Consider the following 26,735-nt stretch of genomic DNA (forward strand, 5'->3'; position numbering starts at 1 on the left):
CAAACACGAACGGAAACAGGTGAGACATGCTGGCTGATAAAGATCGCATCTTCACCAATATTTACGGCTTCAAGGATCGCTCCCTGAAGGGCGCCATGTCGCGCGGCCATTGGGACAACACCAAGGGCCTGATCGAGAAGGGCCGTGACTGGATCATCGAGGAGATGAAGGCGTCGGGCCTGCGTGGCCGCGGCGGTGCTGGCTTCCCGACCGGTCTCAAGTGGTCGTTCATGCCCAAGCAGAGCGACGGTCGCCCGCATTATCTGGTCGTCAACGCCGACGAATCCGAGCCCGGCACCTGCAAGGACCGCGAAATCCTGCGCCACGATCCGCATACGCTGATCGAAGGCTGCGTGATCGCCGGTTGCGCCATGGGCGCACACACCGCCTATATCTACATGCGCGGTGAATTCATGCGCGAGCGTGAAGCTCTTCAGGCGGCAATCGACGAATGCTACGAAGCCGGTCTGCTGGGCAAGGGCAACAAGTGCGGCTGGGATATGGACATTTTCGTCACCCACGGCGCTGGCGCTTACATCTGCGGCGAGGAAACGGCTCTGCTCGAAAGCCTTGAAGGCAAGAAGGGCCAGCCGCGCCTCAAGCCTCCGTTCCCTGCAAATATGGGCCTTTACGGTTGCCCGACCACCGTCAACAACGTGGAATCGATTGCCGTTGCGCCAACGATCCTGCGTCGTGGCGCTGCATGGTTCTCGTCCATCGGACGCCCGAACAATGTCGGCACCAAGCTGTTCCAGATTTCCGGTCACGTGAACACGCCTTGCGTCATCGAAGAGGGCCTCGGCATCCCGTTCCGCGAACTGATCGAAAAGCATGGCGGCGGCATTCGCGGCGGCTGGGACAATCTGCTGGCGGTCATTCCCGGCGGCGCGTCGTGCCCGGTCATCAAGGGCGAGGACATGATGGACGCCATCATGGACTTCGACGGCATGCGCGACAAGAAATCGTCGTTCGGCACCGGCGGCCTGATCGTCATGGACAAGTCCACCGACATCATCAAGGCGATTGCCCGTCTGGCAGCGTTCTTCAAGCACGAAAGCTGCGGCCAGTGCACGCCGTGCCGCGAAGGCACCGGCTGGATGTGGCGCGTGATGGAACGCATGGTCAAGGGTAACGCGCAGAAGCGCGAGATCGACATGCTGTTCGACGTGACCAAGCAGATTGAAGGACACACGATCTGCGCGCTCGGCGACGCGGCTGCATGGCCGATTCAGGGCCTGATCCGCAATTTCCGTCCGGAAATTGAAAAGCGCATTGACGATTATACCCGCAACGCCGTTCAGAGCCGCAATATCCGTCTGGAAGCGGCTGAATAAGTTGTGTGAGCCTGCCCGGCAGGGCATGGCCCCGAAAAGTGCCTGGCGGTTTTCGGAAAAGGCCATGCCAAACAAGGGCAGGGCAAGAGTTTGAGATCTGGAAGATGCGGCTTGAGCCGCAGGTTTGGATAAGCGATGGCAAAGATCAAGGTTGACGGCACAGAGATCGAAGTACCCGATCACTATACGCTCCTTCAGGCTGCCGAAGCCGCGGGCGCGGAAGTCCCGCGTTTCTGTTTCCACGAACGGCTTTCCATCGCCGGAAACTGCCGTATGTGCCTGGTTGAAGTGAAGGGCGGACCGCCGAAGCCGGCGGCCTCCTGCGCCATGGGCGTGCGCGATCTGCGTCCCGGCCCGAATGGCGAGGCGCCTGAAATCTTCACCAACACGCCGATGGTCAAGAAGGCCCGCGAAGGCGTGATGGAATTCCTGCTCATCAACCACCCGCTGGATTGCCCGATCTGCGATCAGGGCGGCGAGTGCGACCTGCAGGATCAGGCAATGGCGTTCGGCACCGACGGTTCGCGCTATCGCGAGAACAAGCGCGCGGTCGAAAACAAATATATCGGCCCGCTCGTCAAGACGGTGATGACACGCTGCATCCACTGCACGCGCTGCGTCCGCTTTACGACGGAAGTTGCAGGCATTTCCGAACTCGGCCTCATTGGCCGCGGTGAAGACGCCGAGATCACCACCTATCTCGAACGCGCCATGACCTCGGAATTGCAGGGCAACGTCATCGATCTTTGCCCGGTCGGCGCTCTGACCTCGCGTCCTTACGCTTTCCAGGCCCGTCCGTGGGAACTGAACAAGACCGAAACCATCGACGTGATGGATGCGGTCGGCTCGAATATCCGCGTCGACACCCGTGGCCGCGAAGTGATGCGCATCATGCCGCGCGTCAATGAAGCGGTGAACGAAGAGTGGATTTCCGACAAGACCCGCTTCATCTGGGATGGCCTGCGCACCCAGCGCCTCGACCGCCCATATGTCCGCAAGGATGGCCGTCTGGTCGCCGCAAGCTGGCCGGAAGCCTTCGCCGCTATTGCCGCCAAGGTTTCTGCAACGTCGGCTGATAAGATCGGCGCTGTTGCAGGCGATCTGGCTTCGGTTGAGGAAATCTATGCGCTGAAGGGTCTGATGGCTTCGCTCGGCACCGCCAATATCGATAGCCGTCAGGATGGCGCAGCTCTCGATCCGGCTCTGGGCCGCGCAACCTATCTCTTCAACTCGACCATTGAAGGCATTGAAAACGCTGATGCTTTGCTCATCATCGGTTCCAATCCGCGCGTTGAAGCCGCTGTTCTGAACGCCCGTATCCGCAAGCGTCAGCGCATGGGCCATTTCCCGGTCGCCCTGATCGGCGAACAGGCTGAACTGCGTTACAATTACGAATATCTGGGTGCTGGCGCCGAGACGCTCGCAGCCGTGGCTTCCGGCAGACACGCTTTCCGCGACGTGCTGGCCAAGGCTGAGCGTCCGCTGATCATCATCGGTCAGGGCGCGCTCACCGGCGAAAACGGTCGTGCCGTTCTGTCGGCTGCTGCCAAGCTCGCCCAGGACGTCGGCGCGATCAAGGATGAGTGGAACGGCTTCTCCGTTCTGCACACCGCCGCTTCGCGCGTTGGCGCTCTGGACCTCGGCTTCGTGCCGGGTGAGGGCGGCAAGGCCGCAGGCGACATGCTGGGCAATCTCGATGTCGTGTTCCTGCTTGGCGCAGACGAACTCGACATGACGAAGAAGGGCTCGAGCTTCGTCGTTTACATCGGCACGCATGGCGATGCCGGTGCACACGCCGCCGATGTCATCCTGCCGGGCGCAGCCTATACGGAAAAGTCGGGCACCTGGCTCAACACCGAAGGTCGTGTGCAGCTTGGCAACCGCGCCGGTTTCGCACCGGGTGAGGCAAAGGAAGACTGGGCGATTTTGCGCGCTCTTTCCGACAGCCTTGGCAAGCGCCTGCCATTCGACAGCCTGCAGCAGCTTCGCGCCAAGCTTTATGCGGATTATCCGCATATGGCGGCCATCGACACCATCACGCCTGCTTCCGCCGACGATCTCGTCGCGCTGGCGGCGAAAGCATCCAATCCGGGCAACGGCGCTGCGTTCGTTTCCCCGGTCAAGGACTTCTACCTGACGAACCCAATCGCGCGCGCTTCCGCCGTCATGGCCGAATGCTCGGCGCTCGCGGCCGGCGGCTTCCAACAGGCAGCTGAGTAAGCGAGAGAGAGACGGAACAATGGAAGGAATTTTTGCAGCTTACGTCTTGCCCGCGCTTATCATAGCGCTGAAGTCGGTCGTTCTGCTCGTCGTATTGCTGATCGTCGTCGCTTACCTGCTTTACGCGGATCGCAAGATCTGGGCGGCGGTGCAGCTTCGTCGCGGCCCGAACGTTGTCGGTCCCTGGGGCCTGTTCCAGGCCTTCGCCGACTTGTTGAAGTTCGTCTTCAAGGAACCGATCATCCCGTCGGGCGCAAACAAGGGTGTCTTCCTCCTTGCGCCTTTCGTTTCCGCCGTTCTCGCAATGGCTACCTGGGCGGTCATTCCGGTCAATGAAGGCTGGGCCATCGCCAATATCAATGTCGGCATGCTCTATATCTTCGCCATTTCTTCGCTCGAAGTTTACGGCGTGATCATGGGCGGCTGGGCCTCCAACTCGAAGTATCCGTTCCTCGGTGCGCTTCGTTCGGCGGCGCAGATGGTTTCTTACGAAGTTTCCATCGGCTTCGTGATCGTCACGGTTCTCCTGACGGTCGGCTCGCTCAACCTGACCGACATTGTGCTGTCGCAGAACACCGGCCTTGGCACCATGCTCGGCCTGCCGGCCTCGTTCCTCGACTGGAACTGGCTCTGCCTGTTCCCGATGTTCGTGATCTTCTTCATCTCGGCGCTTGCCGAGACGAACCGTCCGCCTTTCGACCTTGTCGAAGCGGAATCGGAACTCGTGGCCGGTCACATGATCGAATATTCGTCCACGCCGTTCCTTCTGTTCTTCCTCGGCGAATATGTGGCGATCACGCTGATGTGCGCCCTGATGACGACGCTCTTCCTCGGCGGCTGGCTGCCTCCGGTGGACGTGTGGTTCCTCAACTGGGTTCCGGGCATCATCTGGTTCATGCTGAAGCTTTGCTTCTGCTTCTTCCTCTTCGCAATGGTGAAGGCTTTCGTTCCGCGTTATCGCTACGACCAGCTGATGCGCCTTGGCTGGAAGGTGTTCCTGCCGATCTCGCTCTTCATGGTTGTCGCAACCGCGACCTTCCTCAAAGTCTTCGGTCTGGCGTAAGGAGTAAAACTCATGGCTTCATTCGCTCAAGCGGCCAAATCGCTCCTTCTCAAGGAATTCGTCGGCGCGTTCTTTCTTTCCATGCGCCAGTTCTTCGCGCCCAAGGCGACGCTGAACTACCCGCATGAAAAGGGCCCGGTCTCTCCGCGCTTCCGTGGCGAGCACGCGCTGCGCCGTTATCCCAACGGTGAAGAACGCTGCATCGCCTGCAAGCTTTGCGAAGCGATCTGCCCGGCGCAGGCCATCACCATCGAGGCCGGTCCGCGCCGCAACGACGGCACTCGCCGTACGGTGCGTTACGACATCGACATGGTGAAGTGCATCTATTGCGGTTTCTGCCAGGAAGCATGCCCGGTAGACGCCATCGTGGAAGGTCCGAATTTTGAATTTGCGACCGAAACCCGCGAAGAACTTTACTACGACAAGGAAAAGCTCCTTGCCAATGGCGACCGCTGGGAACGCGAAATCGCGCGCAATATCGCGATGGATGCGCCATATCGCTGATTGGTCCTGCCGAAACCCGGTTTCGGCATCCGGTTTGAAAAGCGGCAACAGGAAGGGGAGGCCCGTCTTGTTGCTGGAATTTAAGTTTCGCGAATATTCGCGGCAAACAAAGACTAAAGCGAGCAAGGCAATAAGGCTTTGTTCACGGAAAGGTGTTGGGGGATCCCCATGCTGACAGGTATTGCGGCAGCGTTCTTCTATCTGTTCGCCTTCATCATGATCGCGTCCGCGTTCATGGTGATCGCGGCACGCAACCCCGTGCATTCGGTGCTGTTTCTGATCCTCACATTCTTCAATGCGGCGGCGCTGTTCCTGCTGACGGGGGCCGAGTTCCTCGCCATGATCCTGCTCGTCGTTTATGTCGGTGCGGTGGCGGTTCTCTTCCTCTTCGTCGTCATGATGCTGGACGTGGATTTTGCCGAACTGAAGCGCGGCGCGCTGCAATATGCGCCCGTCGGCGCTCTGGTCGGGCTGATCCTGCTGGGCGAACTGATCTTCGTGTTCGCAAGCCGCATGTTCACGCCGAAGCTGGGGCAGGGTGCCGTCCCGATCCCGAATGTGGCCGAGCGGACCAATACCGCTGCTCTGGGCGACATTCTCTACACCGACTACGTCTTCTACTTCCAGGTTGCTGGTCTCGTCCTTCTGGTCGCGATGATCGGCGCCATCGTTCTGACGCTGCGGCACAAGCCGAATGTCAAGCGCCAGTCCATTCCGGCCCAGGTTGCTCGCACGCCCGAAACGGCGATCGAGATCAAGCGGGTCGAAACGGGCAAAGGCATCTGAGGATAAGCATATGGAAATCGGTATCGCCCATTATCTGACCGTTTCGGCCATCCTGTTCACGCTTGGCGTCTTCGGCATCTTCCTGAACCGCAAGAACGTCATCGTCATCCTGATGTCGATCGAATTGATCCTTCTTTCGGTCAATCTCAACTTCGTGGCGTTTTCCAGCCAGCTCGGCGATATGGTCGGGCAGGTCTTCGCCCTTTTCGTTCTGACCGTTGCGGCTGCTGAAGCGGCCATCGGTCTGGCAATTCTCGTTGTTTTCTTCCGTAATCGCGGCTCCATCGCGGTGGAAGACGTCAATGTTATGAAAGGTTGACGGGCAAATGCTCTACTACGCGATCGTCTTCCTTCCGCTTCTCGGCTTCCTGATTGCCGGTCTCTTCGGCAATCAGATCGGAGCCAAGGCGAGCGAATACATCACTTCCGGTTTCATGGTCATCGTCGCGATCCTGTCATGGGTCGTGTTCTTCCAGATACCGCTCGGCCACGACGCGGAAACCGTCCGCATCCCGGTCCTGCACTGGGTAACGTCTGGCGCGCTTTCCTTCGATTGGGCTTTGCGCATCGATACGCTTACCGGCGTCATGCTGGTGGTGGTGAACTCGGTGTCGGCTCTCGTGCATATCTACTCCATCGGTTATATGCACCACGATCCGCATCGTCCGCGCTTCTTCGCCTATCTGTCGCTCTTCACCTTCGCCATGCTCATGCTGGTCACGTCGGACAATCTGGTCCAGATGTTCTTCGGCTGGGAAGGCGTGGGTCTGGCTTCGTACCTCCTGATCGGTTTCTGGTTCCAGAAGCCTTCGGCAAATGCCGCCGCCATGAAGGCCTTTGTCGTCAACCGCGTTGGTGACTTCGGCTTCTTGCTCGGTATCTTCGGCGTGTTCGCGCTGTTCCAGTCGGTCGACTACAACACGATCTTCGCTGCTGCCGCCAATTACCTGCCGGCTGACGGCGCTGCCGATGCCAACCAGGTCGTTTTGAACTTCCTCGGCTACCAGCTCGACAAGCAGGGCGCGATCACCATCACCTGCCTGCTGCTCTTCATGGGTGCGATGGGCAAGTCGGCGCAGTTCCTGCTGCACACCTGGCTTCCGGACGCCATGGAAGGCCCGACGCCAGTTTCGGCGCTCATTCACGCCGCTACCATGGTTACCGCGGGCGTGTTCATGGTCGCCCGCATGTCGCCGATCTTTGAACTGTCGCAGACCGCGCTTCTGGTCGTGACCATCATCGGCGCGACGACCGCCTTCTTCGCGGCAACCGTCGCCCTCGTGCAGAACGACATCAAGCGCGTCATCGCCTATTCGACCTGTTCGCAGCTTGGCTATATGTTCGCGGCGCTTGGCGTCGGCGCTTATGGCGCCGCTGTGTTCCACCTGTTCACGCACGCTTTCTTCAAGGCGCTTCTGTTCCTTTGCGCCGGTTCGGTCATCCATGCCGTTTCGGAAGAGCAGGACATGCGCCGCATGGGCGGCCTGCGCAAGCTGATCCCCATCACCTACTGGATGATGGTCATCGGTACGGTCGCCATTACCGGCCTCGGCATTCCGGGCACGGTTATCGGCACCGCCGGTTTCTTCTCCAAGGATGCGATCATCGAATCCGTCTTCGCTTCGCACAGTGCTGCCAGCGGCTACGCTTCGACGCTTCTCATCATCGCCGCGCTCTTCACGAGCTTCTATTCATGGCGCCTGATTTTCATGACCTTCCACGGCAAGCCGCGCGCTTCGGCGGAAGTCATGCATCACGTCCATGAATCGCCTGCCGTCATGTTCGTTCCGCTGCTAATCCTCGGCGTCGGCGCGCTCTTTGCCGGTGTGGTGTTCAAGGAGCTCTTCTTCGGCCACGAATATGCCGAGTTCTGGAAGGGTGCGCTGTTCACCTCGGCTGCCAACCAGATCCTTGAGGAATATCACCATGTTCCTCTGTGGGTTAAGCTGTCGCCGTTCGTTTCGATGGTTCTCGGCTTCATCGTCGCCTGGATCTTCTACATCCGTTCGCCGGAAACGCCGAAGGCGCTGGCTGCCCGTCATCGTGGCCTCTACCAGTTCCTCCTCAACAAGTGGTACTTCGACGAGCTGTACGATTTCCTCTTCGTGCGTCCGGCTCGCTGGCTTGGCCGCCTGTTCTGGAAGGGTGGCGACGGCTGGCTTATTGACGGCTTCGGCCCGGATGGCGTCTCGGCCCGCGTGCTCGACGTTACCAACCGCGTCGTCAAGATGCAGTCCGGATACCTTTATCACTACGCATTCGCGATGCTGATCGGCGTCGCCGCGCTCGTCACTTGGATGATGCTCGGGAGCTCTTTCTGATGACCGACTGGCCAATTCTCTCAACGGTCACGTTTCTGCCGCTCGTCGGCGCGTTACTGATCCTTCTGATCAAGGACGACAGCGAGGCTTCGCGTCGCAATATCCGCAACGTCGCGCTGCTGACGACGATATTCGTCTTCATCCTGTCGCTCGTCGTCTGGGCCGGTTTCGACAATTCGAACGCCGGCTTCCAGATGGTCGAGCAGGTCGACTGGATGGGCGGCGGCATCAGCTACCACATGGGCGTGGACGGTATTTCCGTCCTGTTCGTGGTGCTTTCCGCTTTCCTCATGCCCTTCTGCATTCTGGCAAGCTGGGTGTCGGTGGAAAAGCGCGTCAAGGAATACATGATCGCGTTTCTCATTCTGGAAACGCTGATGATCGGCGTGTTCTGCGCGCTCGACCTGTTCCTGTTCTATGTCTTCTTCGAAGCAAGCCTTATCCCGATGTTCATCATCATCGGCGTGTGGGGCGGCAAGCGTCGCGTCTATGCAAGCCTGAAGTTCTTCCTCTACACGCTTCTGGGCTCGGTGCTGATGCTCATCGCCATCATGGCCATGTACTGGCAGGCTGGCACGATGAACATCGTCGAGCTTTTGAAGTACGACTTCCCGGCCGGTATGCAGACATGGCTATGGCTTGCCTTCTTCGCGTCCTTCGCGGTGAAGATGCCGATGTGGCCGGTCCACACCTGGTTGCCGGATGCGCACGTTGAAGCACCGACGGCGGGCTCGGTCATTCTGGCCGGTATCCTGCTGAAGCTCGGCGGCTACGGTTTCATCCGCTTTTCGCTGCCGATGTTCCCGCTGGCTTCCGCTGATTTCGCGCCGTTCATCTTCGCGCTGTCGGTCATCGCCATCATCTACACCTCGCTCGTCGCGATGGTGCAGGAAGACATGAAGAAGCTGATCGCCTATTCGTCGGTTGCGCACATGGCCTATGTGACCATGGGTATTTTCGCAGCCAACGAGCAGGGCCTGCAGGGCGCCATCTTCCAGATGCTGTCGCACGGTATCGTGTCGGGTGCGCTCTTTCTCTGCGTCGGCGTGATCTATGACCGCATGCATACCCGTGAAATCGCGGCGTTTGGCGGTCTGGTGAACAACATGCCGAAATATGCGGTGGCCTTCCTCATCTTCACGATGGCGAATGTCGGCCTGCCGGGTACTTCTGGCTTCATCGGCGAGTTCCTGACGCTGTTCGGCGTGTTCCGGGTCAATACCTGGGTGGCGCTGTTCGCAACCACGGGCGTCATCCTCTCGGCGGCCTATGCGCTCTGGCTCTATCGTCAGGTGATCTTCGGCGCGCTGACCAAGGAAAGCCTGAAGGCGCTCCTCGACCTCAGCCCGCGTGAGAAGCTCATTCTCTATCCGCTTGTGGTGCTCACCATCTTCTTCGGCGTCTATCCTACCCCGGTCTTCAATGTGACCGCCGGTGCCGTGAACGCCCTGGTCCAACATTACGACGCAGCACTCGCGGGCTCCGCGAGCGCCGTGCTGGCACAGTAAGAAATAAAGGCGTAGGTCATGCAGACTGATCTGATAGCTCATCTGACCCTTGCAGCACCGGAGGTTCTCCTTGCTGTGGGCGCCTTGGCACTGCTCATGATTGGCGTGTTCTCCGGCGAACGGGCGACCACGCTCGTCAACGGATTATCCGTCGCGGTGCTTATTGCGGCGCTGGCACTGGTCATCCTTTTCCCGGCAAACGGCGCCGCATTCGGCGGAGCCATCGTCAATGACGGTTTCAGCCGCTTCATGAAAGTGCTGACGCTGATCGGCTCCATCGTGACGCTGATCATGTCGGTCGGTTTCGCCAAGGCGGAAAAGTTCGACAAGTTCGAATTCCCGGTCCTGATCGTGATTTCCACGCTCGGCATGCTGCTGATGGTTTCGGCCTCCAACATGCTGTCGCTCTATCTCGGCCTCGAACTGCAATCGCTGGCGCTCTATGTGCTGGCCGCGTTCAACCGCGATAGCGTCCGTTCGACGGAAGCCGGCCTGAAATATTTCGTCCTTGGCTCCCTGTCCTCGGGTATGCTGCTTTACGGCATTTCGCTCGTCTATGGTTACACCGGTCATATCGGCTTTGTCGAAATCGCGCAGGCCGTCTCCGGCGGACAGCGCGAGCTGGGCCTGGTGTTCGGTCTGGTCTTCATTCTGGCCGGTCTGGCATTCAAGATTTCCGCCGTTCCGTTCCACATGTGGACGCCGGATGTCTATGAAGGCGCGCCGACCCCGGTAACGGCATTCTTTGCCGCCGCTCCGAAGATGGCCGCCATGGCGCTCATCATCCGCGTCGTCTCCGAAGCCTTCGCCCCGGTCACCCATGACTGGCAGCAGGTCGTGATCTTCATCGCGCTTGCCTCGATGATCCTCGGTGCCTTTGCCGCCATTGGCCAGCGCAACATCAAGCGCCTGATGGCTTATTCCTCGATCAGCCATATGGGTTATGCGCTCGTTGGTCTGGCCGCCGGAACGGTGATCGGCGTGAAGGGCGTGATGATCTACATGGCGATCTACCTTGCCATGACGCTCGGCATCTTCGCGTTCATCCTCGCAATGCGCACCAAGGACGGCAATGTCGAGAACATCGATGATCTGGCCGGTCTGTCCCGCACCAATCCGGTGCTGGCAACGATCATGACCATCTTCCTGTTCTCGCTCGCTGGCATTCCGCCGCTCGCAGGCTTCTTCGGCAAGTGGTATACCTTCCTTGCCGCTGTGCAGGCCGGTCTCCTGCCGCTCGCCATCATCGGTATCGTGGCTTCGGTCGTGGGCGCGTTCTACTACCTGCGCATGATCAAGATCATGTGGTTCGATGAGCCGACGGGCGGTTTCGTTCCGGTCGCGGGCGAGCTTCGCCTCGTTCTCGGCGTAACGGGTGCCTTCGTGCTCTTCTACGTCTTCATTGCTGGCCCGATCGGTGGCCTTGCCGAAGCCGCAGCCAAGACGTTCTTCTGATTAATGCATGAGGCGGAAGCATAGATGAGTTTTGCGCTTTCGCCTGTTGCGGCAAATGAGGGCTACCGTCTCGAAAGCTTCGAGACGGTAGGTTCCACCAACGCTGTTGCCCTTGAACGGGCAGCCGCCGGTGATCCGGGCAGGCTCTGGCTTGTCACGAAGAAGCAGGAAAGCGGCCGCGGGAGAAGGGGCCGTGCCTGGTCCACGCCGGAAGGCAATCTTGCCTCCACGCTTCTCCTCGTCGAATCCTATGAAATGAAGACGGCGGCGACGCTTGGTTTCGTCGCCGGGCTGTCGCTTGCCGATGCGCTTGACGCGGTATTCGCCGCAACCGGGCCTGCCGTGCCGCCGACGATCGGCCTCAAATGGCCAAACGATGTGCTGCTGAATGGCGCCAAACTGTCTGGCATCCTGCTCGAATCCTCTATTCTGGCGACAAACCTGTTCGCCGTTGCCATCGGCATCGGAACGAATGTAGTCGCCTTTCCCGACGATTTGCCCTACGCGGCCACGTCCCTGCGTGCGCTCGGCAGCAAATGCGATGCGGAAACCTTGTTCGCGGCCCTGTCGGATGCATGGTCTGTCAATTATCGCGTCTGGAACGAGGGGCGCGGCCTTGATGACATTCGCAAGCGCTGGCTGCAGCGCGCCCATGGTCTTGGCCAGCGTGTGACGATGCAGGTTGAAGGCCGTATCGTCGAAGGCCATTTTGATACGATTGACGAGTCATGCCGTTTTGTTATTCGCGAAGATGACGGCTCGCGGGTTGCGGTAACGGCTGGCGATGTCTATTTCGGAACTGCTGCTACAATACGCAAATAATTTGCTTTGTTTTGTCTTGCCAGGGTTGCAACAGGACAACTTTAGGTCCAGTTGATGCGGCAAGACCGCTCGATAGTCATAGAGGAAATTTCATGGCCCGATCCAATACTACGGAACTCGTCTTTCTGCCGCTTGGCGGCGTGGGCGAAATCGGCATGAATTTGGCCATGTACGGTTACGGTCCCGCGGATAATCGCGAGTGGCTGGTGGTGGATATGGGCGTGAGCTTTGCGGGGCCGGAACAGCCCGGCGCCGATCTCATCCTGCCGGATATCCGCTATCTTGAGGCTGAAAAGCACAATCTGCGCGGCATCGTCATCACCCATGCGCATGAAGACCATTTTGGCGCGCTGCTCGATCTGTGGCCGCGCCTGAAAGTGCCTGTCTACGCGACGCCTTTCACCGCCGGTCTGCTTGAAGCCAAGCGGCAGTCGGAAGACGGCGCGCCCGAAATCCCGATTACCGTTTACAACGCGGGCGGGAAGTTCGAGGTCGGGCCTTTCAAGGTCGAAGCGGTGGCCGTTACCCACTCGATTCCCGAGCCGGTTTCGCTGGCCATTACCACGCCGCTCGGTACGGTCGTGCACACGGGCGACTGGAAGATGGACCCGGAGCCGTCGCTGGGGCCGGTTATCGACGAGGCGCGTTTCCGCGCTATCGGCGATGCGGGCGTGCTGGCGCTGATCTGCGATTCCACCAATGCGCTGCGCGAAGGTGAATCCCCTTCGGAGCGGCAGGTCGGCGAGAGCCTGCGTGAGTTGATTGAAAATGCGCGTGGCCGCGTTGCGATTACGACCTTCTCCTCGAATGTCGGGCGCATCCGCTCCATCACGGAAGCCGCGCGTGACGCGGGCCGTCAGGTGCTGGTGGTTGGGCGTTCGATGAAGCGCGCAATCTCCGTTGCGACCGAGCTTGGCTATATGGAAGGCCTGCCGGAATATCTCAGCGAAGAGGATTACGGCTATATTCCACGCGAGAATGTGGTGATGATCCTGACCGGCAGTCAGGGTGAACCGCGTGCCGCGCTCGCCAAGCTGGCGCGTGACGAAATGCGCAGCCTTGCCTTGTCGGCGGGCGACACGGTCATCTATTCATCCCGCGCCATTCCGGGCAACGAAAAGGCCATTCTCGACATCAAGAACCGCCTGATCGATCGCGGCATCAAGATCATCGGCGATGAGGATGCACTGGTCCATGTGTCCGGCCATCCGCGCCGCAACGAATTGCGCCGGATGTATTCCTGGGTTCGCCCGCAAATTCTGGTGCCGGTGCACGGCGAGGCCGCTCATCTGGTCGCGCAAGGATCGCTCGGCGCGATGGAAGGCATCGAGCAGGTCGCGCAGGTGCGTGACGGCGACATGCTGCGTCTTGCCCCCGGCAAGGCCGAAATCATCGATGAAGCGCCGGTAGGCCGCATCTACAAGGACGGCAAGCTGATCGGCGACGAGGAAGAAATCGGCATGGTCGAGCGCCGCAAGCTCGCCTATGTCGGCCATGTGGCCGTCTCTGTTCTGCTGGATCGTGACCACAAGATCGTCGATGAGCCTGACCTTGTGACGTTCGGCGTGCCGGAAGAAAACGCCGTCGGCGACCTGATGGAAGACATTCTTCTGGACGCCGCAATCGAGGCCATCGACAGCATTCCGCGCGTGCGCCGCAAGGACCTCGAGCTGGTGCGCGAATCCGTGCGCCGTGCCGTTCGTGCTGCGGCAAATGAGGCATGGGGCAAAAAGCCGGTGGTGACCGTATTCGTGAATAGGATACGCTGAACCATAGCTGATAACAGCAAGGGAGGTGCTGATGCTCGAACGCTTGAACCACGTGGCGATTGCCGTTCCGGATATTGAGGCCGCCGCAGCGCTTTATCGCGGCAAGCTCGGTGCCAAGGTCACCGAGCCACAGGCGCTGCCCGAACATGGCGTGACCGTGGTTTTCATCGACGTCGGCAATACCAAGATCGAATTGCTGGAGCCGTTGGGCGAGGGGTCGCCCATCGCGGCATTTCTGGAAAAGAACCCGTCGGGCGGGATGCATCATCTGTGCTACGAGGTCACAGACATCGTTGCCGCGCGCGACCGTCTGAAGGCGGAGGGCGCGCGCATCCTCGGTGACGGAGAGCCGAAGACCGGCGCGCATGGCAAGCCGGTCCTGTTTCTCCATCCCAAGGATTTCAATGGCACGCTGATCGAGCTTGAAGAGGTGTAATCATGTCTCTGGTTTCGGGAATAGCCATCTATTTCATCATCTGGTGGACCACGCTTTTCGCGCTCCTGCCGGTGGGCCTGCGCACGCAGGCCGAAGAAAATGAAGTGACTTTGGGCACGGTCGCCAGTGCTCCCGCCAAGCCGCGCATCGGACGCGCCTTCCTGCGCACCACGGCCGTCGCAACGCTCATTTTCCTGCTCTATTATTACCTCACCCAGGTCAGCGGTTTCGGCCTTGACGACATTCCGCATTTCTTCCCGGACCTGACGTGATCTGACCCGTTCTCGCGATACGGATTTGGAGGCTGCTTAAAAATTAGGCAGCCTCTTTTTTGTATAAAGAAAAGTGGACTGATCCACCAAAAGTTGTAGTCGACAACAGCGGCCAAGCGTAACCCGTTGAATTTGCGGCGGGCTGCAACCTGCCGTCATTTGCGGGGCCGATGCAATTTCCCGGGCAATTTTGCATGCATAAATCGTTTTATACTTAAGTGAAATTTAATACTTGCAGGTGCGAAAGGCACCGTGATAAATCCCACAAAATCAATGTGTTATTCGCACATAAAAAACAGCGAAATTGCGGAGAAGGCGGCCATTCTGCAAGTGCAAAAAAAAAGCAAGGCTTTCGCCTTGCTAATCAAATACGCGTTCGATCCGTTTCCATTTGACTGGCGGCTGCGAAAGTCGCGCCTGGATCCATCCTCCCAAGACTTTGACCGCGTGAAACCAACGGTTTTATTCCGTTGTTGCTCTTATGCTGAAAAAAATAGCGAACTGCACAGCTTTTGTCACGAAAAATCTTCTTTGGCGTCATATTTCTTTCGCAAATTTTCGCGAGCGACGGTGATATATCTGTAATATATTGAATTTGAATGTGAATCTGGAAGCCCAATTTTGCGTGGCCAGTTCTTTCGGCAGGCTATCATGGCTGTGGATGGGGAAATCCGCTGCCCCGAAAGCTTTTCCAGGCGGGTTTCCAACCGGTCTATAACCCGGTAAGAAACCGACGAATATGCTTAATTTTTGCCTGATTCTTGAAGCACTCAGGCAGTCCCTCTTGATTGGTGGTTACAATGCGTCTGTCGCGGTATTTTTTGCCTATTCTGAAGGAAAACCCCAAGGAGGCGGAAATCGTCTCCCACAGGCTGATGCTGCGCTCGGGCATGATCCGTCAACAGTCGGCCGGCATTTATGCCTGGCTGCCGATCGGCCTGAAGGTGCTGAACAAGGTCTGCGACATCATTCGCGAAGAGCAGAACCGCGCCGGCGCCAATGAAATCCTGATGCCGACCATCCAGTCCGCCGAGCTGTGGCGCGAAAGCGGCCGCTATGACGCCTACGGCAAGGAAATGCTGCGCATTCAGGACCGGCAGGAGCGCGAAATGCTCTTCGGCCCGACCAATGAGGAAATGGTCACGGATATTTTCCGGTCCTATGTGCGCTCCTACAAGGATCTGCCGCTCAATCTCTACCACATCCAGTGGAAGTTCCGCGATGAAGTGCGCCCGCGTTTCGGTGTCATGCGCTCACGCGAATTCCTGATGAAGGACGCCTATTCGTTCGACCTCGACTATGAGGGCGCGAAAATGGCTTACTACCGCATGTTCGTGTCTTATCTGCGCACCTTCGCCCGCGTCGGCTTGCAGGCGATCCCGATGCGCGCCGATACCGGCCCGATTGGCGGCGACCTTTCCCACGAATTCATCATTCTGGCGGAAACCGGCGAAAGCCAGGTTTTCTGCGACAAGGCCTATCTCGATCTGGCCGTGCCGGGCGCGGACACCGATTTCCGCAACGATGCGCAACTCACCGACATCGTTCAGCGCTGGACGACGCCTTATGCGGCGACCGACGAAATGCATGACGAGGCCGACTGGGCCAAGGTGAAGCCTGAAAATCAGGTTTCCGCGCGCGGCATCGAAGTCGGCCACATCTTCCATTTCGGCACCAAATATTCCGAACCGATGGGCGCGAAAGTGCAGGGCCCGGATGGTAAGGAACATCTGGTTTCCATGGGTTCCTACGGCATCGGCCCGTCGCGCCTTGTCGCGGCCGCCATCGAAGCCTTCCACGACGATGCAGGCATTATCTGGCCGAAGGCCATCGCGCCGTTCGGTGCCGGCATCGTCAACATGAAGCCGGGCGACGAAGGCTGCGACGCCGTGAGCGAAAAGCTCTACGAGGCGCTGACCAATGCAGGCGTCGATCCGCTGCTCGACGACACGGACGACCGTCCGGGCGCGAAATTCGCCACGATGGACCTGATCGGCCTGCCGACGCAGGTGATCGTCGGACCGCGCGGCGTCGCCGCCGGTGAAGTCGAAATCAAGGATCGCAAGACCGGCGAACGCCAGAACCTGAGCGTCGAAGCCGCGATCAATCTCTTGACGGCAGAAGCATGAGCAACGCGGCGGCAGCAAAATCCGGGGACAAGGCAAAGGTGGCCCAAAAGGCTCCCAAGTCCGGTCCATTCTCGGCCTATGAGCGGATGATCGCCTGGCGATATCTGCGCGCGCGCCGCCGCGAGACTTTCATCTCGGTCATTGCCGGGTTTTCCTTCACTGGCATCATGCTGGGCGTGGCGACCCTCATCATCGTCATGGCGGTGATGAACGGCTTCCGCGCCGAGCTGCTAACCCGCATTCTCGGCATCAACGGCCATCTCATCATGCAGCCGATTGACCGTCCGCTGGACGATTATGCCGATCTCATCAAGCGGATCGACGCTATTCCCGGCATCAAGTTCGCCATTCCCGTCGTGGAAGGGCAGGCGCTTGTGCAGGGCAATATCGGCGCTGGCAATGGCGCGCTGATCCGTGGCTTGCGTGAGGAAGATCTGGACAAGCTCAAGCTCGTTTCCGGCAATATTCGCCAGGGTACGCTCCAGGGCTTCGATCAGGCCGGCGGCGTCGCCATCGGCACCCGCATGGCGGAAAATCTCGGCCTTTCCATCGGCGATACGCTGCGCGTGATCTCGCCGGACGGCGATGTCACCCCCTTCGGCGTCAATCCGCGCGTGAAGGCCTATCCGATTGTCGCCATCTTCGAGATTGGCATGTCGGAATATGACGCCTCCATTGTCATGATGCCGCTTTCCGAGGCGCAGCTTTTCTTCAATCAGGAAGGCAAGGTGCAATCGCTTGAAATCTTTGTCGATAATCCCGACAAGGTGGATGCGATGCGCGCGCCTGTGGAAGAGGCGGCGGGACGCCAGCTTTCGCTTGTCGACTGGCGCCAGCGCAACCAGACTTTCTTCTCGGCGCTGGAAGTCGAGCGCAACGTCATGTTCATGATCCTGACGCTGATCGTGCTCGTGGCGGCGCTCAACATCATTTCCGGCCTCATCATGCTGGTGAAGGACAAGGGGCATGATATTGCGATCCTGCGCACCATGGGGGCAACTCGTGGCGCGGTGATGCGCATATTCCTGATGACGGGCGCTGCCATCGGCGTCACCGGCACGGTGGCCGGTGTGGTTCTGGGCGTCGTCGTGTGCCTCAATGTCGAGCGAATCCGCGAGTTTTTCTCGTGGCTCTCCGGCACCACGCTTTTCAATCCGGAACTTTATTTCCTGAGCCAACTGCCTGCAAAAATGGACCCCGGCGAAACGATTTCCGTCATCGTCATGGCTCTGGTGCTTTCGTTCATCGCCACCATTTTCCCGGCCTGGCGCGCTGCCAAGCTCGATCCGGTCGAAGCATTGAGGTATGAATAATGGCGGCTGAAATCATCATGCGGCTGCAACGCGTCGGCCGCGCCTATAAGGAAGCCGACCGTGAACTGGTGATCCTCAAGGATGCCGATTTCACGCTGCGTCGCGGCGAGATGGTTGCGCTTGTCGCGCCATCGGGCGCGGGCAAGTCTACCTTGCTGCACACCGCAGGCCTTCTGGAACGTCCCGATGAGGGAGAGGTTTTCCTTGACGGGCGCTCCTGCAGCAAGCTTTCCGATGATGAGCGGACGGCGGTGCGCCGCAACGACATCGGCTTCGTCTATCAGTTCCATCACCTGCTCCCGGAATTTTCCGCGCTGGAAAATGTGATGATGCCGCAGATGATCCGCGGACTGTCGAAGAAGCAGGCAGCAGAGCGCGCGCAGCAGCTTCTTGAATATATGAAGATCGGCAAGCGTGCCTCGCATCGCCCGTCGGAACTTTCCGGCGGCGAGCAGCAGCGTGTCGCCATTGCCCGCGCCGTCGCCAATGCGCCGCTTGTTCTTCTGGCGGACGAGCCGACCGGCAACCTCGACCCGACGACTTCGTCTTATGTCTTCGGTGCTCTGGAAGCGCTCGTGCGCCAGTCCGGGCTTGCTGCCCTGATCGCCACTCACAATCACGAACTGGCTGGCCGCATGGACCGGCGCGTGACGCTCAAGGACGGTAAGGTCGTCGACCTTTAAAACTTCCACATTACAGTAGCACCTCATCCTGAGGAGCCGCCTCAGGCGGCGTCTCGAAGGGCGAGGTGCGGCTCCGCTATCAGCGCGTTCGTGTTTGGTCGAACAGGCCAGCGTTCCCATCTATTCTACTGTGCGTTTGATCGGGCAGGACCTTTGGGCCTTCCTATATATTCCCGTGCCCCTTGTCTTGGCGTTCAGGACGTCATGCAACCGCCCCGCCAGCACCTCATCCTGAGGAGCCGTCGTAGGCGGCGTCTCGAAGGGCGAGGTGCGGCTCCGCCTGAACAGGCTCTCGTTCAGCCTCGCAACGTTCCCATCCCACTGTTCTTCCGTAGCCTGTCCTGCGGTTGTGTATTCACTATTCGTAAACCCTAAAATAAATGCCGGTGCAAAACGGGTGTTGACTTGCGAACAAAAATAGAACAAAAAATAAACATACGTGAACACAGAGGAGTTTCTCACATGACCGATCTCGTCCACGACGTTCTGTCTTTCATTTCGGTAAGCCTGTTCATTGCAACCTTCGCCATCTGGGTGAGCGCGATTTGAAGGAAATAGAGCATGTCTTCCAAAAAGCGGGAACCGGTTTTGGGAACAAAGACATGCGTAAAAGATAGGGCATTTCCGGTGATTTCGGAAAACTGGAAATGCTTTGGCGGGTTCCTGTGAACCAGCGCCAGCGCGGCGATAGTCTTACTGGACATAGCCGCATCATTCCCCGAAACTGATGCTTTCAGGCGACAGAGTCGCCAGCCGCGATGAATCACGAATGTGGTTCATGCTTGAAGCAATGTGCTATCAGGCGGCTACTGTATCGGCTCGAAGATCGAAATCGATTTTCGGATAGTCCGATGCATGGATTTGGAGCGTCGGATGTATGTCCATCCGGGCGGCTCGGCAGATGATCGGGGTCGATGGAATGAGTGATGCAGCAGCAGCCAGTGCAGCAAATGACGGTGCTTTGACGCCACGTTTCGTGCATCTGCGCGTACACTCGGCCTATTCCTTGCTGGAGGGCGCGTTGCCGCTCGGCAAGATCATCAAACAGGCGATTGCCGATGAGGCCCCGGCTATCGCAGTCACCGACACCAACAATCTGTTCGGTGCGCTTGAATTTGCGCAGAAGGCATCGAAGGACGGGCTGCAGCCGATTATCGGTTGCCAGATCGATGTTGCCTTCGGCGATCATGCCGACAATGGACGCAGCGCCAATCGCCGCGTCGCGCTGGACCTTGCCCCCATCGTGCTGCTCGCGGCGACGGAGGAGGGCTATGCGAATATCGTGCGGCTCGTCAGCCGCGCCTTTCTGGACACCCCGGCGGGTGATCCGGTGCATGTCGAGGCGGGCTGGCTGCCGCCATTGGCGAAAGATGTCATCGTGCTTTCCGGCGGCGCATTGGGGCCGATCGGTCGCGCTTTTGCCGCCGACCGCCCCGACAGGGCCGAGGCGCGGCTTGCCTTTCTGCGGGAAGCCTTCGGCGACAGGCTTTATGTCGAGTTGCAGCGTCAGGCAGGCTATGACCGTGCGCTGGAAGCAAAGACCGTGGCGCTTGCCTATGAGATGGACCTGCCTCTGGTGGCCACCAATGAGGCTTTCTTTCTCAAGGCGGAAGATTTCGAGGCTCATGATGCGCTTCTCGCCATCGCGGAAGGGCAGATTCTCTCAAACGATGATCGCCGCCGCCTGACGCCGGATCATCATCTGAAAAGCCGTGCGGAAATGGCGGCGCTCTTTGCCGATCTGCCGGAAGCGCTTGAAAACACGGTGGAGATTGCCCAGCGCTGCAGCTGGTACACGCAGACGCGCAAGCCGATCCTGCCGCGCTTCACGGGCGAATCGGACGATCCGGAAGCGGCGCTTCAGGCCGAGGCTGACGAACTGGCGCGGCAGGCGCGTGAGGGCCTGAAAATGCGGCTTGAAACGGCGGGCCTCGCGGAAGGCTATACGGCGGAACAATATGCCGAGCGTCTCGAGTACGAGATCGGCATCATCACCCGCATGAAGTTTCCCGGCTACTTCCTGATCGTTGCCGACTTCATCAAATGGGCCAAGGCCCATGGTATTCCGGTCGGGCCGGGCCGTGGTTCGGGTGCCGGTTCGCTCGTCGCCTATGCGCTGACGATTACCGACGTCGATCCGCTGCGTTTCTCCCTGCTTTTCGAACGCTTCCTCAACCCGGACCGCGTTTCGATGCCCGACTTCGATATCGATTTCTGTCAGGATCGCCGCGAAGAGGTGATCCGCTATGTGCAGGAAAAATACGGGCGCGATCAGGTTGCGCAGATCATCACTTTCGGAACCTTGCAGGCCCGCGCTGTGCTGCGCGATGTGGGGCGCGTTCTGGAAATGCCTTATGGTCAGGTCGACCGCCTGTGCAAGCTGGTGCCGCAGAACCCGGCCAATCCGGTGTCGCTGGCGCAGGCCATCGAGACCGAACCGAAGATCAACGAAGAGCGCGAGAAGGAGCCGGTCGTCGGGCGGCTTCTCGATATGGCGCTCAAGCTTGAGGGGCTTTACCGCCACGCCTCGACCCACGCTGCCGGTATCGTGATCGGTGACCGTCCGCTGTCCGAACTGGTGCCCATGTATCGCGATCCGCGTTCCGACATGCCGGTCACCCAGTTCAACATGAAATGGGTCGAGCAGGCGGGACTGGTCAAGTTCGACTTTCTCGGCCTCAAGACGCTGACCGTTCTGGAAACGGCGGTCAAGCTGGTGGCGCGCAAGGGCATTGAGATCGACCTGTCCCATGTGCCGCTCGATGATCCGCTCACTTATGAAATGCTGTCGCGCGGCGAAACGGTCGGCGTGTTCCAGGTTGAAAGTGCGGGTATGCGCAAGGCGCTGCTCGGCATGCGCCCGGACCGGATCGAGGACATTATTGCGCTTGTGGCGCTTTATCGTCCCGGCCCGATGGAGAACATCCCGACCTATAATGCGCGCAAGAACGGCGAGGAGGAGATTGCCTCCATTCACCCGAAGATCGACCACCTGATCAAGGAAACGCAGGGCGTTATCGTCTATCAGGAACAGGTGATGCAGATCGCGCAGGTGCTTTCGGGCTATTCGCTCGGTGAAGCCGACCTTCTGCGCCGCGCCATGGGCAAGAAGATCCGCGAGGAGATGGACAAGCAGCGCGTCCGTTTTGTGGACGGCGCGATTGAGGGCGGCGTCGACAAGGCGCAGGCCAACATGATCTTCGACCTCTTGGCCAAGTTCGCCGACTATGGCTTCAACAAGTCGCACGCCGCCGCTTATGCCATCGTCTCCTACCAGACGGCCTATATGAAGGCGCATTATCCGGTCGAGTTCCTCGCCGCGTCGATGACCTACGATATGTCGAACACCGACAAGCTCAACGATTTCCGCCGCGAGGCGAACCGTCTGGGCATTGAGGTCGTGCCGCCGTCGGTGATGACTTCTTTCCGTCCGTTTGAGGTTGGCGAGAAAAAGATTTTCTACTCGCTTGCCGCCATCAAGGGCGTCGGCGAGGCGGCCGTCGATCATATTGTCGCGGTGCGGGCCGAAAAGCCCTTTGAAAGCCTTGAGGATTTCTGCGAGCGGGTCGATCCGCGCATCGTCAATCGTCGGGTGCTGGAAAGCCTCATCAATGCCGGCGCGATGGATTGCTTCGGTCGCGAGCGCCCGGCCATGAGTGCTGGCATGGACCGCATCATGGGCTTTGCCCAGCGCACGCAGGAAAATGCCGCAAGCGGCCAGTCCGATATTTTCGGCCTGTCCGGCGCGCCCAAGGAAAAGCTTATCCTGCCGCAGGCAGCACCTTGGCTGCCTTCGGAAATGCTGCATCGCGAGTTTCAGGCGGTCGGCTTCTATCTGTCGGCGCATCCGCTCGATGAATATCGCGACGTGCTGAACCGGATGCGCGTTCAAAGCTGGGCGGATTTCTCCGCCGCCGTCAAGCGCGGCGCCAATGCCGGGCGTCTGGCGGGCACCGTGACCGCCCGTCAGGAGCGCAAGACCCGCACCGGCAACAAGATGGGCATTGTGTCATTGTCGGACGCCAGCGGCCAGTTCGAGGCGGTGCTGTTTTCGGAAGGGCTCGCGCAATATCGCGATCTGCTGGAAAGCGGCAAGTCGGTGGTGATCACGGTTCAGGCGGAAAACCGACCCGAAGGCATTGGCTTGCGCATACAGACGGTGCAGTCGCTCGAAGATGAGGCCTGCCGGATGCAAAAGGCGATGCGGCTTTATCTGCGCTCGGCCGATGCGGTCCGTCATATCGCGCCGCATTTCAACACGCGCGGTGACGGTCAGGTGAGCCTCATCGTCATCAAGGATAACGGCCAGCGCGAAGTCGAAATCGAATTGCCGCACCGTTATCGCGTCAGCCCGCAGATCGCCAGCGCCATGAAATCCATTCAGGGCGTCGTGGACGTGGAGCTGGTCTGAGATAATTAAGGCAAAACGGGAACGTGCCCGTTTTGCAGTCTTCTTGCACGTAAAACCGGCGGTAATGTCGGTATTTCACCACGGATTTTGTGGCGAACGCCCGTCAAAAATGTGGCATTTTTGTGATTTCGCTCAATAGGCGGCGGTGAAACGCTTGCGGATATGCTGGCCTTTTTCAGCCTCGTCCAGAATGGCGACGGCCAGATCAGCGACCGAAATCTTGCTTTCACCCTTGTCGTCGAACACGGGTTCGTCTCCGCCGAGACGATATTTTCCGGTGCGTTCCCTCGGCTGGAGAATGATTGCGGGCGACACGAATGTCCATTCCAATCCATCCTCGCCGCGCAGGTCTTCCAGTGCCTGACGCGCCCCGAGTGCGCCTTCCTTCCATTCGGCGGGGAATTCGGGCGAGTCGACCAATTGCTTGCCGTTGATCGAAAGGCTGCCAGCGCCGCCAACAGCTATAAGGCGCTTGACGCCCGCCTTTTTGGTGGCTTCCGTGATGGAGCGGCTGCCATTGATGTGGTTTTCGCGGATATTCTCGTCGTTCCAGCCCGGATTGTAGGCCGAAATCACGATGTCGTGGCCTGCAAGCTGGCCCGCAAGCGCATCGGTGTCGAACACGTCGGCCTTCACCGCTGTTACATTGGCAAGCTTTTCCACTTTCTCGGGATGGCGAACCAGCGCGGTCACCTGATTGCCGCGTGCGGCTGCTTCCTTCAAAATTGCGGCGCCTACAAATCCCGTTGCGCCGATCAGTGCGATCCTGGTCATGGCATTTTCCTTTCCGATCTTCTCGTATCGAACGAATTGAGGTATGTTTCGTAATCAGGTTATTTCTGATAACCAGATAAGCGATGCTGCCATGCGTGTGAAGAACGCACTTTTACATGTTCAAGGTACATGGAAGTAACTGCGTCGAAGGCAAGTATTGGGAACAGGGCGATGAAGCCGAAAGGTAAATTCGATCTATCCGCTTGTTTTCATATAGTTTTGTCGGCGACGATACCCGGAATGGTGCGAAATTGGCGCGGCTCGGACGATGAAGCGCACGTCAGCGGGCAGGCGGCCTGCGCCAGGAGAAACAGATGACGATATCGACACGACCGGATGGCAAAACGCCCTTGCTCTCGTCGACCCCGGCGTTCAAAACCGACGGCGATGGCGCGTGTCCGATCCGCGAGGTGCTGGACCGGGTGGGTGACACGTGGAGCATCCTTGTCATTTTCAATCTTCAGGCAGGCTCGATGCGCTTCAATGCATTGCGGCGATCCATTGAAGGCATTTCGCAGCGCATGCTGACGGTCACGCTGCGGTCGCTGGAGCGGGACGGGCTCGTTTCCCGGCATGTTCGCCCGACATCTCCGCCCGAAGTGGAATATGCGCTGACCGGGCTTGGGCATTCCCTGGCCGTGCCGATCGATGTGCTCGGCCAATGGGCGGTGAAAAACCGCGATCTGCTGCGCGATGCACGTTCACGTTTTGATGCAGGCAACGAATAGAAGGAACCGGTCCAAATCCCATCCGTTTGTTCGTCAGACAGGAGGGAAAGCCATGCCCGCAAAATCACAGGCCCAACAGAAAGCAGCCGGCGCGGCCCTTGCCGCCAAGCGCGGTGAAATGAAGAAGAGTGAACTCTTTGGTGCGTCGAAACAAATGTATGAATCGATGACCGAAAAGGAACTGGAAGAATTCGCGGAGACTAGACGCAAGGGCTTGCCGCAGCACAAGGAAACCGAGAAGAAGCATTGAATGGACTGGCGAGCGCCATCTGGCACTCGCCGAATTTTGGAACCTTACTTTCCGGCCTTGGCGGGAGCAAGTTCGATTGCGTTCAGCTTGCCGCCGGAAATGCCGCAACGCAGCGTGATGCTGTCCCACGTCGCGGAAACGCCCTTATTGCGCGCTTCGCCCGGAACTGAAATCACCGCTGACACGTCGCGCGGGTCGCGGGAGCTGAATTTCGATGATTTGTCATCGGTTTTCGCGTTGGACATATCGTCTTTGGTGAAGCCGAGACGGTCATATTTCTTGCTCTTCTTCACATAGTCATAGCTGCTCGCGATGCAGTCCGCGATCTGCGGCGCGACCTGCTGGTCTTTGACGAGCGTCTGGTAATTGGCTGTAAAATCCTTCGATCGCTTGGGAACGGCATCGGCGTGAGCGGCAGCCGAAAAACCAAGTGCGAAAATGACAGAAAGTATGAGATTGGTCGATTTCATGCCGATATCCTTCTGGATGCCCGTCTTCCACTCGCGCTCAGGCGGGACTGAACCGATAATGGAAAGCAGCTTACAGACGCAATTCTGATTTTTTTATGAAATTCCGATGCTTGCGATAGCTCATTGGCAAATGCGTGCAAGACAGGATTTGCCGTGGCATCCCTGATCGAGATGCATGTTGGTGCGATGGGCCGCATCGCCATCCGGGCCGATGACGGTCATGAAAAGCTTGCAGCTTGCACTGTGCACCGCGCGCCAGAAAGCCTTTTCCTTATCGCTGCCATTCCAGCCGCTTTCGAGTTGGGTTTTGCTGCCGTCCGAAAATGTGAACGACATGATGTCCAGTGCATTCCCGAAGGCATGTTCGGAAACCCGCCCCGACGAGGCCCCATTTACCTTCCGGCATTGATAGTCCGAACCGACGCCGATTTCCGTGATTTTTGAACCCGGACCGTAAACATCCTTCGCGGCCTTTGCCACTTCGCTGCTCCACTGCGAAAGCGTAACGGCCATCGCGCAATTGGTGGTCACTGCATTGGCGAATTTCAAAGGCTCTTCCTTGCCGATAGCTGTCAGAGACAAGGGGGAATGAACGCCGCATTGTTCGCCGTCCTTGATGGGCGGCAGGAGCTTGCCCTCAACTTCTCCGGAAATCAGCGCCGGGCAAGCCACCTGGTAAATGCGCCCCTCGCTTTCCGGCTTCGATTCCTGACGCTGTTTGTCCGTCTGCTCCGGATTGTCGGTCGGTTCTGAAGGTTTTGCCGGAAGATTCGCAGGTGGAGGAGGAGCGGTGTGCGGCTGCTCCTGCGGTTCCGTATCCGGCTTTTCCTCGGGAACGGGCGCGGTTTTCGGTTCCGGTTTAATCTTTCCCGGTTCCTCCGGGCGCGAGGCGGGCACGGGGATGGCGATGCCGGGCGCGGGTTTTGCTTCGGCTTTCGGCGCGGGTGCTGCTTGTCTTGCCGCCTGTTTCGGGGCGGATTTCCTTTGTGTGTGTCTCGCTGCCGGGCGCTTGCGATGCTGCTTTGCCTTTTGCGCGTCCTGTTTAAGAATGCGTTCGATGAAGGTCTGCGCTTGCGCCTCGCCGGAAAAAGTGCCGGATAAAGACGATATCGCAACGAGGCCAAGCGCGATCAGAGCGGTAAATGCACCCTTGCAGGACGGACGAAAAGACAAAGCCATCGAAGCCTCATGAATAGCGGTTCCATCAGGACTAATGATGAAAGAAGGAATGGCGTTCCTTCACGCTTGATGGCAGGGCGTAGCAAATGGTAGGAAATGCGCGCCGAACACCGGTTTTTCCGGCTTTTTCGGCGGCGCTGCTTGACAAGATAACAGCTGCATGACTAAAAGCCGCCCATCGCTGGCGCGTATTCGCACCGGCGTTTCATTTGACGTGTCCCGTGGATGAAGATTGCGCTCGCGCGCTTCATCCTGTCAGTTCTCCGAAAGGAGGGCAGAGGAGGGCGCGTTTCCTCCAGCGCCTTCCG

23 protein-coding genes are annotated in these 26,735 nt (G+C 58.9%); 19 read left to right on the forward strand and 4 right to left on the reverse strand.

Translation table 11 applies throughout. The features are described 5' to 3' along the window. Nucleotides 1–26: 26 nt before the first annotated feature. The 16 genes from nuoF to F9K78_RS16145 all read left to right on the forward strand — a co-directional run bounded on the left by nuoF (nucleotide 27) and on the right by F9K78_RS16145 (nucleotide 18,615). Nucleotides 27–1,334, forward strand: coding sequence for an NADH-quinone oxidoreductase subunit NuoF (gene nuoF / locus F9K78_RS16070; protein ID WP_121982534.1), 1,308 nt, complete (start codon nucleotides 27–29; stop codon nucleotides 1,332–1,334). Nucleotides 1,335–1,469: 135 nt separating this feature from the next. Then, on the forward strand, nucleotides 1,470–3,554 hold the full coding sequence (gene nuoG, locus F9K78_RS16075) for an NADH-quinone oxidoreductase subunit NuoG (protein ID WP_121982535.1): 2,085 nt from the start codon (nucleotides 1,470–1,472) through the stop codon (nucleotides 3,552–3,554). Nucleotides 3,555–3,573: 19 nt separating this feature from the next. Continuing rightward, nucleotides 3,574–4,617: an NADH-quinone oxidoreductase subunit NuoH gene (gene nuoH / locus F9K78_RS16080; RefSeq protein ID WP_021585007.1), complete on the forward strand. Its 1,044-nt coding sequence runs from the start codon at nucleotides 3,574–3,576 to the stop codon at nucleotides 4,615–4,617. A 12-nt stretch (nucleotides 4,618–4,629) separates the two neighbouring features. Further along, on the forward strand, nucleotides 4,630–5,121 hold the full coding sequence (nuoI, locus tag F9K78_RS16085) for an NADH-quinone oxidoreductase subunit NuoI (protein WP_006466596.1): 492 nt from the start codon (nucleotides 4,630–4,632) through the stop codon (nucleotides 5,119–5,121). 168 nt (nucleotides 5,122–5,289) lie between these two features. Next, nucleotides 5,290–5,907, forward strand: coding sequence for an NADH-quinone oxidoreductase subunit J (locus F9K78_RS16090; protein ID WP_121982536.1), 618 nt, complete (start codon nucleotides 5,290–5,292; stop codon nucleotides 5,905–5,907). 10 nt (nucleotides 5,908–5,917) lie between these two features. After that, a complete protein-coding gene (nuoK, locus tag F9K78_RS16095) occupies nucleotides 5,918–6,226 on the forward strand; it encodes an NADH-quinone oxidoreductase subunit NuoK (RefSeq protein WP_006466598.1) in 309 nt (102 codons plus the stop codon). Nucleotides 6,227–6,233: 7 nt separating this feature from the next. Then, entirely contained in the window at nucleotides 6,234–8,228 is a 1,995-nt protein-coding gene (gene nuoL / locus F9K78_RS16100) for an NADH-quinone oxidoreductase subunit L (RefSeq protein ID WP_121982537.1), read from the forward strand. After that, complete coding sequence (locus F9K78_RS16105) at nucleotides 8,228–9,736, forward strand: NADH-quinone oxidoreductase subunit M (RefSeq protein ID WP_121982538.1); 1,509 nt, start codon at nucleotides 8,228–8,230, stop codon at nucleotides 9,734–9,736. Before nuoL ends, F9K78_RS16105 begins: the two co-directional genes overlap by 1 nt. Before the next feature lie 18 nt (nucleotides 9,737–9,754). After that, nucleotides 9,755–11,191, forward strand: a complete 1,437-nt coding sequence (nuoN, locus tag F9K78_RS16110; RefSeq protein ID WP_151682405.1) for an NADH-quinone oxidoreductase subunit NuoN — start codon at nucleotides 9,755–9,757, stop codon at nucleotides 11,189–11,191. Nucleotides 11,192–11,215: 24 nt separating this feature from the next. Next, on the forward strand, nucleotides 11,216–12,013 hold the full coding sequence (locus tag F9K78_RS16115) for a biotin--[acetyl-CoA-carboxylase] ligase (RefSeq protein ID WP_121982540.1): 798 nt from the start codon (nucleotides 11,216–11,218) through the stop codon (nucleotides 12,011–12,013). A 92-nt stretch (nucleotides 12,014–12,105) separates the two neighbouring features. Then, nucleotides 12,106–13,782, forward strand: coding sequence for a ribonuclease J (locus F9K78_RS16120; protein WP_121982541.1), 1,677 nt, complete (start codon nucleotides 12,106–12,108; stop codon nucleotides 13,780–13,782). A 31-nt stretch (nucleotides 13,783–13,813) separates the two neighbouring features. Continuing rightward, on the forward strand, nucleotides 13,814–14,218 hold the full coding sequence (gene mce / locus F9K78_RS16125; RefSeq protein WP_121982542.1) for a methylmalonyl-CoA epimerase: 405 nt from the start codon (nucleotides 13,814–13,816) through the stop codon (nucleotides 14,216–14,218). 2 nt (nucleotides 14,219–14,220) lie between these two features. Continuing rightward, the gene (locus F9K78_RS16130) at nucleotides 14,221–14,490 is read left to right on the forward strand and encodes a DUF1467 family protein (protein ID WP_121982543.1); all 270 of its coding nucleotides are present in this window, start codon (nucleotides 14,221–14,223) and stop codon (nucleotides 14,488–14,490) included. An 800-nt stretch (nucleotides 14,491–15,290) separates the two neighbouring features. After that, nucleotides 15,291–16,619: a proline--tRNA ligase gene (proS, locus tag F9K78_RS16135; RefSeq protein WP_121982544.1), complete on the forward strand. Its 1,329-nt coding sequence runs from the start codon at nucleotides 15,291–15,293 to the stop codon at nucleotides 16,617–16,619. Further along, complete coding sequence (locus tag F9K78_RS16140) at nucleotides 16,616–17,932, forward strand: lipoprotein-releasing ABC transporter permease subunit (protein ID WP_121982545.1); 1,317 nt, start codon at nucleotides 16,616–16,618, stop codon at nucleotides 17,930–17,932. Before proS ends, F9K78_RS16140 begins: the two co-directional genes overlap by 4 nt. Next, nucleotides 17,932–18,615: an ABC transporter ATP-binding protein gene (locus F9K78_RS16145; protein ID WP_006466608.1), complete on the forward strand. Its 684-nt coding sequence runs from the start codon at nucleotides 17,932–17,934 to the stop codon at nucleotides 18,613–18,615. The genes F9K78_RS16140 and F9K78_RS16145 overlap by 1 nt, the downstream gene beginning before the upstream one ends. A gap of 458 nt (nucleotides 18,616–19,073) precedes the next feature. Here the strand turns inward: F9K78_RS16145 and F9K78_RS16150 are convergent, their stop codons facing one another. After that, nucleotides 19,074–19,382 (reverse strand): hypothetical protein, encoded by a 309-nt coding sequence (locus F9K78_RS16150; protein ID WP_144897709.1) that lies wholly within the window; start codon nucleotides 19,380–19,382, stop codon nucleotides 19,074–19,076. Between the two features lie 152 nt (nucleotides 19,383–19,534). Here F9K78_RS16150 and dnaE point away from each other — a divergent pair, with 152 nt between their 5' ends. Then, nucleotides 19,535–23,026, forward strand: coding sequence for a DNA polymerase III subunit alpha (gene dnaE / locus F9K78_RS16155; protein WP_121986099.1), 3,492 nt, complete (start codon nucleotides 19,535–19,537; stop codon nucleotides 23,024–23,026). Nucleotides 23,027–23,158: 132 nt separating this feature from the next. Here dnaE and F9K78_RS16160 read toward each other — a convergent pair whose 3' ends face one another. After that, nucleotides 23,159–23,800: an NAD(P)-dependent oxidoreductase gene (locus tag F9K78_RS16160; protein ID WP_121982547.1), complete on the reverse strand. Its 642-nt coding sequence runs from the start codon at nucleotides 23,798–23,800 to the stop codon at nucleotides 23,159–23,161. 314 nt (nucleotides 23,801–24,114) lie between these two features. Between F9K78_RS16160 and F9K78_RS16165 the strand changes: the two genes are divergently transcribed. Both F9K78_RS16165 and F9K78_RS16170 read left to right on the forward strand, forming a co-directional pair. After that, on the forward strand, nucleotides 24,115–24,528 hold the full coding sequence (locus tag F9K78_RS16165; protein ID WP_121982548.1) for a winged helix-turn-helix transcriptional regulator: 414 nt from the start codon (nucleotides 24,115–24,117) through the stop codon (nucleotides 24,526–24,528). A gap of 52 nt (nucleotides 24,529–24,580) precedes the next feature. After that, nucleotides 24,581–24,778: a DUF3008 family protein gene (locus F9K78_RS16170; protein ID WP_121986073.1), complete on the forward strand. Its 198-nt coding sequence runs from the start codon at nucleotides 24,581–24,583 to the stop codon at nucleotides 24,776–24,778. Nucleotides 24,779–24,822: 44 nt separating this feature from the next. Here F9K78_RS16170 and bspC read toward each other — a convergent pair whose 3' ends face one another. Together bspC and F9K78_RS16180 are read right to left on the reverse strand one after the other, a co-directional pair. Next, on the reverse strand, nucleotides 24,823–25,248 hold the full coding sequence (gene bspC, locus F9K78_RS16175; RefSeq protein WP_121986072.1) for a type IV secretion system effector BspC: 426 nt from the start codon (nucleotides 25,246–25,248) through the stop codon (nucleotides 24,823–24,825). A 120-nt stretch (nucleotides 25,249–25,368) separates the two neighbouring features. Further along, nucleotides 25,369–26,427 (reverse strand): extensin-like domain-containing protein, encoded by a 1,059-nt coding sequence (locus F9K78_RS16180; RefSeq protein ID WP_121986071.1) that lies wholly within the window; start codon nucleotides 26,425–26,427, stop codon nucleotides 25,369–25,371. Nucleotides 26,428–26,735: the final 308 nt, after the last annotated feature.

This window comes from Brucella pseudintermedia, assembly GCF_008932435.1.
GTDB classification, from domain to species: domain Bacteria; phylum Pseudomonadota; class Alphaproteobacteria; order Rhizobiales; family Rhizobiaceae; genus Brucella; species Brucella pseudintermedia.

Bases quoted from the DNA above. Each gene is read 5' to 3' on its own strand.
- nuoF (WP_121982534.1), top strand. From the start codon at position 27: ATGCTGGCTGATAAAGATCGCATCTTCACCAATATTTACGGCTTCAAG.
- nuoG (WP_121982535.1), top strand. From the start codon at position 1,470: ATGGCAAAGATCAAGGTTGACGGCACAGAGATCGAAGTACCCGATCAC.
- nuoH (WP_021585007.1), top strand. From the start codon at position 3,574: ATGGAAGGAATTTTTGCAGCTTACGTCTTGCCCGCGCTTATCATAGCG.
- nuoI (WP_006466596.1), top strand. From the start codon at position 4,630: ATGGCTTCATTCGCTCAAGCGGCCAAATCGCTCCTTCTCAAGGAATTC.
- F9K78_RS16090 (WP_121982536.1), top strand. From the start codon at position 5,290: ATGCTGACAGGTATTGCGGCAGCGTTCTTCTATCTGTTCGCCTTCATC.
- nuoK (WP_006466598.1), top strand. From the start codon at position 5,918: ATGGAAATCGGTATCGCCCATTATCTGACCGTTTCGGCCATCCTGTTC.
- nuoL (WP_121982537.1), top strand. From the start codon at position 6,234: ATGCTCTACTACGCGATCGTCTTCCTTCCGCTTCTCGGCTTCCTGATT.
- F9K78_RS16105 (WP_121982538.1), top strand. From the start codon at position 8,228: ATGACCGACTGGCCAATTCTCTCAACGGTCACGTTTCTGCCGCTCGTC.
- nuoN (WP_151682405.1), top strand. From the start codon at position 9,755: ATGCAGACTGATCTGATAGCTCATCTGACCCTTGCAGCACCGGAGGTT.
- F9K78_RS16115 (WP_121982540.1), top strand. From the start codon at position 11,216: ATGAGTTTTGCGCTTTCGCCTGTTGCGGCAAATGAGGGCTACCGTCTC.
- F9K78_RS16120 (WP_121982541.1), top strand. From the start codon at position 12,106: ATGGCCCGATCCAATACTACGGAACTCGTCTTTCTGCCGCTTGGCGGC.
- mce (WP_121982542.1), top strand. From the start codon at position 13,814: ATGCTCGAACGCTTGAACCACGTGGCGATTGCCGTTCCGGATATTGAG.
- F9K78_RS16130 (WP_121982543.1), top strand. From the start codon at position 14,221: ATGTCTCTGGTTTCGGGAATAGCCATCTATTTCATCATCTGGTGGACC.
- proS (WP_121982544.1), top strand. From the start codon at position 15,291: ATGCGTCTGTCGCGGTATTTTTTGCCTATTCTGAAGGAAAACCCCAAG.
- F9K78_RS16140 (WP_121982545.1), top strand. From the start codon at position 16,616: ATGAGCAACGCGGCGGCAGCAAAATCCGGGGACAAGGCAAAGGTGGCC.
- F9K78_RS16145 (WP_006466608.1), top strand. From the start codon at position 17,932: ATGGCGGCTGAAATCATCATGCGGCTGCAACGCGTCGGCCGCGCCTAT.
- dnaE (WP_121986099.1), top strand. From the start codon at position 19,535: ATGAGTGATGCAGCAGCAGCCAGTGCAGCAAATGACGGTGCTTTGACG.
- F9K78_RS16160 (WP_121982547.1), bottom strand. From the start codon at position 23,800: ATGACCAGGATCGCACTGATCGGCGCAACGGGATTTGTAGGCGCCGCA.
- F9K78_RS16165 (WP_121982548.1), top strand. From the start codon at position 24,115: ATGACGATATCGACACGACCGGATGGCAAAACGCCCTTGCTCTCGTCG.
- F9K78_RS16170 (WP_121986073.1), top strand. From the start codon at position 24,581: ATGCCCGCAAAATCACAGGCCCAACAGAAAGCAGCCGGCGCGGCCCTT.
- bspC (WP_121986072.1), bottom strand. From the start codon at position 25,248: ATGAAATCGACCAATCTCATACTTTCTGTCATTTTCGCACTTGGTTTT.
- F9K78_RS16180 (WP_121986071.1), bottom strand. From the start codon at position 26,427: ATGGCTTTGTCTTTTCGTCCGTCCTGCAAGGGTGCATTTACCGCTCTG.